Below are 10,233 nucleotides of genomic sequence, written 5' to 3' on the forward strand. Positions count from 1 at the left end.
GGGTATCGAGTTCCGGGTTTGCAGCCGAATGGAGAGCATGTTGCCGGACCGCTACGTATCTTCGAGTGGCCAATCGGGACGAGAGGCCGTCTGAACACCTGTCGCCAGAGGTCTGGTCCGCATAGCGGACCCTACCGAGGCGGCAGTAGGGTCCGCTGTGCGGACCGAATCGCTGGTTGACGGGTCGTTTACTGCCAGAAAACCGAGCAGCTCCCGGGGCAGGGGCGTATCGTGCAACGCGCGCGAGCGGGAGAGGGCATGGATCGCCCGCTCGCGCTCGCCTTCGAGCAGATACCGCATCCCCTGGACGAGCGCCCGCTCGGCCGCCCGCTCGGTCTCGAACAGTTGGCCGAGCTCCATGCCGCAGCGTCTGCAGGTCGGGGCCTCGCCCACTCGCGCCTTGCAGTTGGGGCAGCGATCCATCAGGACTCCAGATAGTAGACCAGGTCGGTGAGGGCGTTGACGGCGTCCTCGATCGCCGCCTCGTTGCCGCTCTCCAGGGCGTCCTTCACGGCCTCGATCATGTCCACCAGGTCCTCGCGATCCTCGGCGTTGGCCTCCTCCATCAGCCGCTCGGCCTTCTCGATCAGCGCGCGCGCCTGGACACCCTCGCGGTCCCCTTCGGTGACATGCTGCGCCTCGCCCTCGATCAGGGTCGAAAGACGCTCGCGGGCGGCCTCCAGCTCCTCGTTCTCGAAACGGCTGGTGGCGTTGTCGATGGTGATCCTCTGCTCCAGCCCGGTAGCCTTCTCGCGCGAGGTGACCTTCAGGATGCCGTTGACGTCCAGCTCGAAGGTGGTGAGCAGGACGTTGCCGGCCGGGACGTCGCGCAGTCCCTCGATCCGGAAGGACCCGATCTCGGTATTGTTGAGCGCGTCCGGATCCTCGCCCTGGTAGACGTGGACGTCGATGCTCTGCTGGCCGTCGTGGACCGTCTGGAAGGCCTCGGTCTTGGTGACCGGGATGGGGGTGTTCTTGCGGATCAGGGGCACGTAGGTATAGGGATAGGTCTCGCCGTAGAGCAGACCGAGGGCACTGGTGCCGAAGGTGTAGGGGGTGATGTCGACCAGCACGCCCGAGACCTGCTGGCCGCCGATGACCGCGGCCTGGATCGCGGCCCCGTCGGCGACGCAGAGATCGGGATCGACCTCGGCGCGGGGCTGCATCCCAAGCGTCTCCTCCAGGCGGCGCTGGATGACCGGGGTGCGGGTGGCGCCTCCGACCAGCAGCACCTCGTCGATGTCCGAGACCCCGAGCGAGGCGCTCTTGAGGGCGATGTGGACCGCCTCGAGGGTCTCCTCGATATAGTCGGCGATCATGTCCTCGTAGGTTTCCCGGTCGATCTCCAGCGAGAGGTTGACCGGGGTGCCGTCGCGCTCGAGCAGATATTCCTCCTCGATACGGGCATAGGGCGCGTCGCTCAGGGCGATCTTGGCGGTCTCGCAGGCGCGGACGATGCGCGCCATGGCGGTGCGCTGGTCGCTCGGGTCGATCCCGTGCGTCTCCTTGACCTGCGCCACGACGTGCTCGACCAGCTTGGCGTCGAAGTCGTCGCCGCCCAGCTGGTTGTTGCCGTGGCTGGCCAGGACCTCGGTCAGCTCCTTGCTGAGCCGGACCACGGAGACGTCGAAGGTCCCGCCGCCCAGGTCGTAGACCAGGATGGTCTTGGCCGTCTCGTACTCGGCCTCGTAGGCCAGTGCGGCGGCGGTCGGCTCGTTGATGATCCGCACCACTTCCAGTCCGGCCAGATCGCCCGCGTCGCGGGTCGCCTGGCGTTGGGCGTCGGAGAAATAGGCCGGGACCGTGATGACGGCCTTGGCGACGGGCTGGCCCAGATGCTCCTCGGCCGCGCGCTTGAGACGCTGCAGGATGAGCGCGGAGACCTCCTGCGGCCGGTAGCTCTTGTCGCCCAGGGGCAAGGCGACGTCCTCGCCCATGCGGCGCTTGACCGAGCGGATGGTGCGCTCGGGATAGAGGACGTACTGATTGCGTGCCGCCTGACCGACCAGCAGGCTGCCGTCGTCGGCCAGACCGACCACCGAGGGCAGGATCTTGGAGCCGTCCACCTCGATGACCTGGGTGCGTCCGTCTTTGACCACGGCCACCTCCGAGTTGGTGGTGCCGAGGTCGATGCCGATGATGATGTCGCTCACGGATATGGATTCCTGAAGGTGTTGCGTGGGCAGTAGGGTCGTCGTCGGGGCCGGTGCAGCGATGGCCTCAGATGTTGAGTCGTGGAGGTCCGCTCCGGCGTCGCCGGGTCGGCCGGTTGACCCGCACCTCGGCGGGTCGGAGCAGGGCGTCGTTCAGCATGAAGCCCTTGCGTAGCTCCTCCACCACCTGTCCCTCGGGCCTGTCGGGGTCGTCGGCCAGCTCGTTGGCCCGCATCCGGTGTGGATCGAAGCGGCGGTGTAGCGCCTCGAAATGGTGCACGCCCTGCCGGGCGAGCGTCTCGTCGAGCCGTCGCAGGCTGATGCCGAGCCCTTCGGCCATGGAGCCGACGAAGGCGCGGGCCGAGCGCCGGCCGAACCAAATGGGCCTGAAGCGGCCGGCCTGATCCTGACCAGCCTCCAGGCGGTCGCGCAGATCCAGGAGTTCGAGCAGCAGATCCTTGGACGCCGTCTGTTCGGACTGGCGCTCCGCCTCGCGCCGGCGCTTGCGCTCCTCGTCCAGCCGGTCCTGGCTGGCGCGCAGCGCGTCGAACAGCGAGCGGAATTCGTCGAGCGCGGTCTTGACCTGGCGCGATTCCAGCTTGACCTCGCTCTTGAGGGCCGCCAGTTCGGCGAGCAGGGTGAAGAGGTCGGGATCGGTATCCGCCCCGTGGCCGTCCGCCTCATGCCCCTGAGGATCCGGGTTCTCGGCCCGGTCGAGGTAGTCCCGGAAACTGGCCAGGAGCCGCTCCTTGTCTGTCGGGTTCATCCGTCCTCCCCGCGCAGCAGGGCGGCGATCAGATCGGCGCTCGGGCGCTGGGGCGTGCCGAGCGGTGCCGCGCGGTCGAGGATATCGATGGGTTCGGGCTCGGAGCTGTCGAAGAGCCGGTGGGCCAGACGCGCGCGCCGCGTGCGCAGTGCCTCGTAGGCGGCTCGCAGCGCCTGGAAACGCTCTGGATCGCGCTCGGGCGGGTATGTCTTGATGCCTTGGCGGTAGGCTCGCTCGATCTGCGCGTCGTCCGCGTCATCGGCGACGCCGAGAACCAGATAGGGATCTCTCATCGTGTCTGTTCGTCGGTCGTAAGTCGTGTCATTTGCGTCGTTTGCGGCGCGGCTTGGGTGCCGGAAGGCCGAAGGGCCCATCGGATTGCGTGAGGTCCTCGATCATGCCTTCGAAGAAGGCATCCTCGCCCATGGATCTCGCCACCTCGCGCAGGTCGCGCTTGACATGCGGCGGGAAGCCCATGAGATCGAGGAATTTTTCGAGACCCAGCCTCCGCAGCGCCTCGAGCATCTCCTCGGGCGATCCACCCGATCCGAAGGCGAGATCCAGCGCATGCGGGTGGTGTCCCTCGTCCTCCAGGTCGAATGGATCCTCGAAGGGCGATGGTCCGAGCGGGAATGGACGCGAGCGCTCCAGCGTCTCCTGGATGCGCAGCGAGGTTCGGGTGTCTCCCGCGTCGCGGGCGGTCTGTATCGCCAGCTCCAGGTCGAGCAGGTCTCGGCTCATGGGGTCCCAGCAGCCGTGGGGATACTTGGCCTCGAAGGCATGGAGCAGGAAGATGGGCGCCTTGCGCCAGCGCTTGAGCGCGAGCCGCGCCAGTTCGCCGCGCAACTGATCGAAGCGGGCGCGTTTCAGCGTCTCGCAGACGGATTCCAGCTCGCCGCGCGACAGCTCCTTCCAGGGGGCGCCCTTGAGCAGCTTGGACAGCAGCGATTCCATCCCGTACCCGAAGCCTCGGCCGGCGTCGAGATGACGGCGCAGCCGGTCGAGTCCGGCGAGCAGGTCGGCGCGGTCGGGCGTGACCGGTCGCTCCAGACCGGCCCAGCTCAGGGCCTGTTTCGCGGACATCCCAATCATGCCGACGGCCAGGGTCAGCGATATCTGCGCGGACAGCCCGGAGCCGAGCCGCCTGGCGATCTCGGACAGGACTTGGGCACCCATCTTCGGGTGCTCGAGCGCGGCGATCAATCCGCTCAGCAGATCGATCTGTTCGCGAGCCTGCTCGCCGCGCGCCCATTCGCCCGCCGCTTTCAGCTCCTTGTCCGCCAGGTCGAATCGCGACTTCATGACCTGTTTGCGGGCATGGGCGAGATGGGCCTCGACCAGGCGTTCGCGCACGTCGGTATTGATGGGGTCGACCGCCAGGATGCGCTTGGCCAGGCCGGCCGCTTTCTTGAAGGCGTTGGAGGCGAGGGCGGTCTCCATGGCCTCCATCAGCACCTGACGATCCTCCGGCCAGCGCTTGGACGCGGCGTCCAGGAACCATCGCGCCTCCTTGACGAGACCGGCGTGGCGGTAGAAGCGGATCAGGCGTAGATGGGTCCCGAGATCCTCGGGATCCCATTTCAGGCTCTGCTCCAGTTCCTGACAGACGAACTCCTGGAGTTCGGACATCTCGCCGGCCGGCGTGCGCTCGATGGCGAGCAGGTCCATCAGCTGGTCGGCGCGGCGCAGCACCAGGGCGAGGATGAGTTCGGCCTCCGGGTTCGACGGATGTTGGTGATCCAGCCCCAGATCGAGCTTCAGTTGGATGGCTAAATCGCTCCAGCGCTCCTGGATCTCCCAGGGATCGCGCCCCAGTTCGGCGCGCCATGCGGCCAGCAGCATGGACTCGATCAGGGTGATGCGCGAGGCGCCGGCCGACTTGAGCCATCGCTCGCCTTCCGGCAGGTGGTGGGCCAGGATGCGCATCTGTCGCTGGCGCGCCCAATGCTCTCCGAGTTGCTTGCGCAGCTTCTGGAGCAGGCGCACCAGGGCCTCGGGTTTGGGCGTCTCTCCTAGCCGATGGATCTCCTCCCAGAGCGAGATGCGTTCGGCCGGCCAGCCGCGCAGCGAGCAGGCGAGGCGCATGCGGTTGCGGCCGAGCGAGCGGCAGCGCTCCATGAACACCGGCTCCGGCAGCAGGGCCAGCTCGGCGGCCTGCCTGAACGGGGCGAAGGCGGAGTGGTCCGGAATCCGGTCGAGCTGGCGTCGGGTATCCGATGGATCCTCGGCCAGCGTCAGCAGTGCCTTGAGGATCAGCGACCAGTCCCGATAGGGCGAGCGGAACGGGATTCGGCCCAGCGCCTCGCGCACGCCGGTGTCGTCTCCGGCGCAATAGGCATCCAGCGCCGCGCGGGCCGGCTGTGCGTGCCGATGCAGCGGATCCTCCGAATGGATCCGCTCGGCGAGCCCCCAGTCGCCGCTGAGGATGCGGGCGGCGAGCAGTCCGCGTATCCGCTCGGCGAGCGCGGGCGGCGTCTGCGGGTTCTCCAGTCGTTCGAGCAGTGGATCCAGACGACCGAGACGCATCAGCAGCGCGCACTGATCCGGATCCATGGGCAGCTCGGGATCCAGTGCGGCCCGGTTCTCCCACATCACCAGCGCCTCCTTGAGCATGCCCTTGGCGGCCAGTTCGCGCGCCCGGCCGGCATAGGCGGTGGCGAGCCCCGAGCGCGAGGCGTCGCTGGGATCCTGTTTCGAGAGCCGCTTGTAGTCGGCGATGGCGCTGCGGAAATCGCCGCGCTCCAATGCCTCTCGCGCCCTGGTGGCCAGGGCCTGAGTGCTGAGTGCGTCGCTGTCGGCGGAGGAACCCCGCGACATCCGCCGTTTCTGTTTTTGAGTCATCGAGCGATGCGTCTTTCGATCATGGTGTAAAGACCCGCATCCGGCTGGAGACGGGCCGGGGTGGCAGACTGTCCGGTCGGGCCCGAACCCTCGGAGCGCAGATGGTCATAAGGGTGATCATTATGGGGCAGAGTCGGCCATCGATGCATCCCGCGGACACTCGAATCGCGCGTCGGCCATTGCCCCATCTCGTCGGGATCGGCGGTTGCGGCGATCCTCCAGGGTCACGATAATGCCCGGATTTTGCCGCCCGCGTGGGCGGCGACAGCGAATAATAAACAAGGCGAATCACCATGAAGATCGGAATCCCCTTGGAGACCTGCCCCGGAGAGACGCGGGTCGCCTCGACGCCCGATGTGGTCAAGAAACTGGTCGGCAAGGGCTTCGAGGTCCTCGTCGAAGCGGGCGCCGGGGTCGCCGCGGGCTATCCGGACGCCGAATTCGACGCGGCCGGGGCGCGTCTGACCGATCGGGCCGACGCCTTCGACGTCGATCTGCTGCTCAAGGTCAGACGTCCGCAGGCCGATGAGGTCCAGGCCATGCGTGCCGAGGGGGTCTACGTGGGCCTGCTGGAATCCTGCGGCGAGGACGAGATCGTCTCGGCCATGCTGGCGAAGGGGATGCGCGTGCTCGGCATGGAGCGCATGCCCCGCACCTCGCGCGCCCAGTCGATGGACGCGCTCTCCTCGCAGAGCAATATCGCCGGCTACCGCGCCACCATCGAGGCGGCGGCCCGCTACGGTCGCTTCTTCCCCATGATGATGACCTCGGCCGGATCGGCCAAGCCCGCGCGCGTGGTGGTGCTGGGTGCCGGGGTCGCCGGTCTGCAGGCGATCGCGACCGCGCGCCGGCTCGGCGCCGACGTGCACGCCTACGACGTGCGGCCCGAGACCCGCGAGCAGATCATCTCGCTCGGGGCCAAGCCGATCGACCTGGATCTGGGCGAGAGCGGATCGGGCGAGGGCGGTTATGCCAAGGAGCTCTCGGACGAGGCCAAGGCGCGCCAGCAGGCGGCGCTCGGCGACGCGCTGGCCAAGGCGCACGTCATCGTCACCACGGCGCAGATCCCCTGCCGCCCGGCCCCCGTCCTGGTCACCGAGGAGGTGGTCCAGCGCATGCGTCCGGGGTCGGTGATCGTGGATCTCGCCGCCGGCAGCGGCGGCAACTGTCCGCTCACCGTCGCCGACGAGGTGGTGGTGCGGCACGACGTCACCCTGGTCGGCTTCACCAACTATCCGGCCATGGTTCCCGCGGATGCCAGCGCCTTCTATGCGCGCAACCTGCTCAATCTCATCGAGATCATGGTGAGCCCCGGCGACTCCGGTATCGAACTCGCGGACCTGACGCAGGACGACATCACGGCGGCGATGCTGGTCTCGGCGGCGGCCTGAGCGGCGCTCGCGCCCATCACACATACAATTAGGAGTCACGCACATGTCCGAGGCACTGGATCCCTCGATCGTTGCCCTCTACGTCTTCGTCCTGGCCTGTTTCATCGGCTATTGGGTGGTCTGGGGCGTCACCCCCTCGCTCCATACCCCGCTGGTGGCCCTGACCAACGCCATCTCCGGCATCGTCCTGGTCGGCGCCCTGCTGGTCGCGGGCGATCCGAACGCCGGGATCCTGGTCCAGATCTTCGGTTTCCTCGCGGTCCTGCTCGCCTCGATCAACGTCTTCGGCGGCTTTCTGGTGACGCACCGCATGCTCTCCATGTTCAAGAAGAAGAAATAGGGACGGTCATCGATGGATCTTTCAGTCAATCACCAGGCGCTGGCCTATCTCGTCTCGGCAATTCTCTTCATCCTTGGGCTCAAGGGCCTGACGCATCCGGCGACGGCGCGCCGGGGCAATGTCTACGGCATGCTCGGCATGCTGATCGCCGTTTCGGCGACCCTGATGAGCCGCGAGGTCCAGTCCTACGGCTTCATCATCGCCGGCGTGGCGGCCGGCGCGGTCATCGGCGGCATCCTGGCGGTGCGCATCCAGATGACGGCCATGCCCCAGCTGGTCGCCGCGCTGCACAGCTTCGTGGGCATGGCGGCCGTGCTGGTCGGGATCGGCACCTTTCTCCACCACCGGAGCCTCGATCTGCTCAATCCCGTCCTCATGGGCGAGATCTCGGCCGGCGTGGTCATCGGCGCCATCACCTTCACCGGGTCGGTCATCGCCTTCGGCAAGCTCCAGGGTCTGCTGAGCGGTGCCCCAGTCAAGTTCACCGGACAGCATCTGCTGAACGCGCTGATCGGGCTGGCCACCATCGCGCTTGCGGTCCATTTCGCCATGACCGGCAATCTGCTGTCGCTGGTGGCCATGACCCTGCTCGCGCTCCTGATCGGCGTCACGCTCATCATCCCCATCGGCGGGGCCGACATGCCGGTCATCATCTCCATGCTCAACAGCTATTCGGGCTGGGCGGCGGCGGCGACCGGTTTCACCCTGCACAACAACCTGCTGATCATCGTCGGTGCGCTGGTCGGCTGCTCGGGCGCCATCCTCTCCTACATCATGTGCAAGGCGATGAACCGCTCCATCCTCAACGTGGTGTTCGGCGGCTTCGGCTCCGAGAGCGGCGGCGGCGAGAGCGCCGGTGCCCAGGCGGCCGAGCGCGGCGTCAAGTCGGCCTCGGTCGAGGACGCGGTCTACTGGATGGAGGATGCCGGCAAGGTCATCATCGTGCCCGGCTACGGTATGGCCGTGGCCCAGGCCCAGCATGCCCTCAAGGAGCTGATGGAGCTGCTGCAGGCGCGCGACGTAGAGGTCAAATTCGCCATCCATCCGGTGGCTGGGCGCATGCCCGGACACATGAACGTGCTCCTGGCCGAGGCCGATATCCCCTACGACAACGTGCTTGAGATGGACGAGATCAATCCCGAATTCCCTGGGACGGACGTGGTCCTGGTGGTGGGCGCGAACGACGTGGTCAACCCGGCGGCCAAGGAGGACAGCTCCAGTCCCATCTACGGGATGCCGATCCTGGAGGCGGGGCGTGCGCGTCAGGTCTACTTCCTCAAGCGTTCCATGCGGCCCGGCTATTCGGGCGTCGACAATCTGCTCTTCTACCAGGAGAACACCTCGCTGGTCTTCGGCGACGCCAAGGACACCATCGAGGGGATGAACGCCGCACTCAAGGGTGGAGGGCACTGATCGGAGGTGAGAAGGTGTCGGGCAGCGACGCGATGAATGGGGACAGGGCCAACAAGATCGTCATCCTGCTGATGGCGCTGGGGATCTCGGCCCTGTTCCTGACGATGATCCAGCAGTTCCTGATGGCGCTGTTCCTCGCCGGCCTCTTCAGTGCGCTCGCCCGGCCGCTCTATCTGCATCTCTATCGTCGGTTCGACGGCCGGGCGCATCTGGCCTCCGGCCTCACCCTGGCGGTGATGTCGGTGATGGTGCTGATTCCGCTGGCGTTGCTGGTCGCCGTTCTGGTCGGCCAGGCGCTGGACGTGAGTCAGGTCATCAGCGACCGTTTCAAGGGGGCGCTCGAGGATCCCGCCGCCTTCGCCGAATCCCTGCAGCATCTGCCATTTCTCGACCAGCTGATCGAGCATCGGGATCTGATCCTGCAGCATGCCGGCCAGGCGGCGAGCCTAGCCAGCGGATTCCTGGTCGATCTCGTCTCCTCCTTCACCCTGGGGACGGCCAATCTGATCTTCATGTTCTTCGTCCTGCTCTACAGCATGTACTTCCTGCAGATGGACGGCCCGAAACTGATCGTGAAGATCCTCTACTATCTCCCGCTCAAGACCGCCGAGGAGCGGTTGATGCTGGAGAAGTTCACCTCGGTCACCCGGGCGACGCTCAAGGGCTCTCTGCTGATCGGTCTGTTGCAGGGCACGCTCGCCGGGTTCGCCTTCTTCGTCGCGGGCATCGACAACGCCGTCTTCTGGGGCAGCGTGATGGCGGTCTTCTCCACCATTCCCAACGTGGGCGCGGCCCTGGTCTGGATCCCCGCCTCGGTCATGCTCGTCCTCGACGGTCATGTGGTCACGGGCGTCCTGCTGGCGCTCTTCTGCGGTCTGGTGGTGGGCAGCATGGACAATGTGCTGAGACCCATCCTGGTCGGCAAGGACACCAAGATGCACGAGCTGATGATCTTCTTCAGCACCCTCGGCGGCATCTTCATGTTCGGCCTGGCCGGGGTCTTCATCGGCCCGCTGATCGCCTCGCTCTTCATCTCCATCTGGGAGATGTACGGGGTCGAGTTCGACGACATTCTTCCGGATGTGGATCTGGTTCTGCTCGGACTGCACGAGGAGAAGGGGGGCGAGCAGGTCGTGGAAACGCCACCCGAGTCCGAGGGCGATTCCGCTGTCTCCGAGTCGGTGGCGTCAGCGGATGAGGCGTCTTCCGGGTCGATCGAGGGGAGAGGCTGATCCGCTCGTATCCGTTCGGTTCCCCCCTGCTCTCACGCCGCAGCAGGTGGCGGCAGAACGGGAGCCGGTCGCCCCTGACGACGCTCGCGCATAACCT

At 66.7% G+C, this 10,233-nt stretch carries 9 protein-coding genes; 4 read left to right on the forward strand and 5 right to left on the reverse strand.

What is annotated here, in order from left to right; translation table 11 throughout:
* Nucleotides 1-51: 51 nt before the first annotated feature.
* The 5 genes from D779_RS07635 to D779_RS07655 all read right to left on the reverse strand — a co-directional run bounded on the left by D779_RS07635 (nucleotide 52) and on the right by D779_RS07655 (nucleotide 5,760).
* Entirely contained in the window at nucleotides 52-423 is a 372-nt protein-coding gene (locus D779_RS07635; protein ID WP_157726347.1) for a hypothetical protein, read from the reverse strand.
* Nucleotides 423-2,153, reverse strand: a complete 1,731-nt coding sequence (locus D779_RS07640) for an Hsp70 family protein (protein ID WP_043751983.1) — start codon at nucleotides 2,151-2,153, stop codon at nucleotides 423-425. The genes D779_RS07635 and D779_RS07640 overlap by 1 nt, the downstream gene beginning before the upstream one ends.
* Nucleotides 2,154-2,220: 67 nt before the next feature.
* A complete protein-coding gene (locus tag D779_RS07645; protein ID WP_052347939.1) occupies nucleotides 2,221-2,919 on the reverse strand; it encodes a nucleotide exchange factor GrpE in 699 nt (232 codons plus the stop codon).
* Nucleotides 2,916-3,212 carry a J domain-containing protein gene (locus D779_RS07650; RefSeq protein ID WP_043751986.1) on the reverse strand — a complete coding sequence of 99 codons (297 nt, stop codon included), beginning with the start codon at nucleotides 3,210-3,212 and terminating at the stop codon, nucleotides 2,916-2,918. Before D779_RS07650 ends, D779_RS07645 begins: the two co-directional genes overlap by 4 nt.
* 28 nt (nucleotides 3,213-3,240) lie before the next feature.
* Nucleotides 3,241-5,760 (reverse strand): tetratricopeptide repeat protein, encoded by a 2,520-nt coding sequence (locus D779_RS07655; protein ID WP_157726348.1) that lies wholly within the window; start codon nucleotides 5,758-5,760, stop codon nucleotides 3,241-3,243.
* Between the two features lie 293 nt (nucleotides 5,761-6,053).
* Between D779_RS07655 and D779_RS07660 the strand changes: the two genes are divergently transcribed.
* From D779_RS07660 to D779_RS07675, 4 genes are read left to right on the forward strand one after another with little or no spacing between them, the layout of a single operon-like run.
* Nucleotides 6,054-7,151, forward strand: coding sequence for a Re/Si-specific NAD(P)(+) transhydrogenase subunit alpha (locus D779_RS07660; RefSeq protein WP_043751992.1), 1,098 nt, complete (start codon nucleotides 6,054-6,056; stop codon nucleotides 7,149-7,151).
* Between the two features lie 43 nt (nucleotides 7,152-7,194).
* Nucleotides 7,195-7,491 (forward strand): proton-translocating transhydrogenase family protein, encoded by a 297-nt coding sequence (locus D779_RS07665; RefSeq protein ID WP_043751995.1) that lies wholly within the window; start codon nucleotides 7,195-7,197, stop codon nucleotides 7,489-7,491.
* Between the two features lie 12 nt (nucleotides 7,492-7,503).
* Entirely contained in the window at nucleotides 7,504-8,904 is a 1,401-nt protein-coding gene (locus D779_RS07670; protein ID WP_043751998.1) for an NAD(P)(+) transhydrogenase (Re/Si-specific) subunit beta, read from the forward strand.
* A 14-nt stretch (nucleotides 8,905-8,918) separates the two neighbouring features.
* On the forward strand, nucleotides 8,919-10,136 hold the full coding sequence (locus D779_RS07675; protein ID WP_332307749.1) for an AI-2E family transporter: 1,218 nt from the start codon (nucleotides 8,919-8,921) through the stop codon (nucleotides 10,134-10,136).
* Nucleotides 10,137-10,233 lie beyond the last annotated feature (97 nt).

Source organism: Imhoffiella purpurea (assembly GCF_000585215.1).
GTDB classification, from domain to species: domain Bacteria; phylum Pseudomonadota; class Gammaproteobacteria; order Chromatiales; family Chromatiaceae; genus Imhoffiella; species Imhoffiella purpurea.

Excerpts from the sequence above, each read along its gene's own strand:
- D779_RS07670 (WP_043751998.1), top strand. The coding sequence starts at position 7,504 with ATGGATCTTTCAGTCAATCACCAGGCGCTGGCCTATCTCGTCTCGGCA.
- D779_RS07635 (WP_157726347.1), bottom strand. The coding sequence starts at position 423 with ATGGATCGCTGCCCCAACTGCAAGGCGCGAGTGGGCGAGGCCCCGACC.
- D779_RS07650 (WP_043751986.1), bottom strand. The coding sequence starts at position 3,212 with ATGAGAGATCCCTATCTGGTTCTCGGCGTCGCCGATGACGCGGACGAC.
- D779_RS07665 (WP_043751995.1), top strand. The coding sequence starts at position 7,195 with ATGTCCGAGGCACTGGATCCCTCGATCGTTGCCCTCTACGTCTTCGTC.
- D779_RS07645 (WP_052347939.1), bottom strand. The coding sequence starts at position 2,919 with ATGAACCCGACAGACAAGGAGCGGCTCCTGGCCAGTTTCCGGGACTAC.
- D779_RS07655 (WP_157726348.1), bottom strand. The coding sequence starts at position 5,760 with ATGACTCAAAAACAGAAACGGCGGATGTCGCGGGGTTCCTCCGCCGAC.
- D779_RS07660 (WP_043751992.1), top strand. The coding sequence starts at position 6,054 with ATGAAGATCGGAATCCCCTTGGAGACCTGCCCCGGAGAGACGCGGGTC.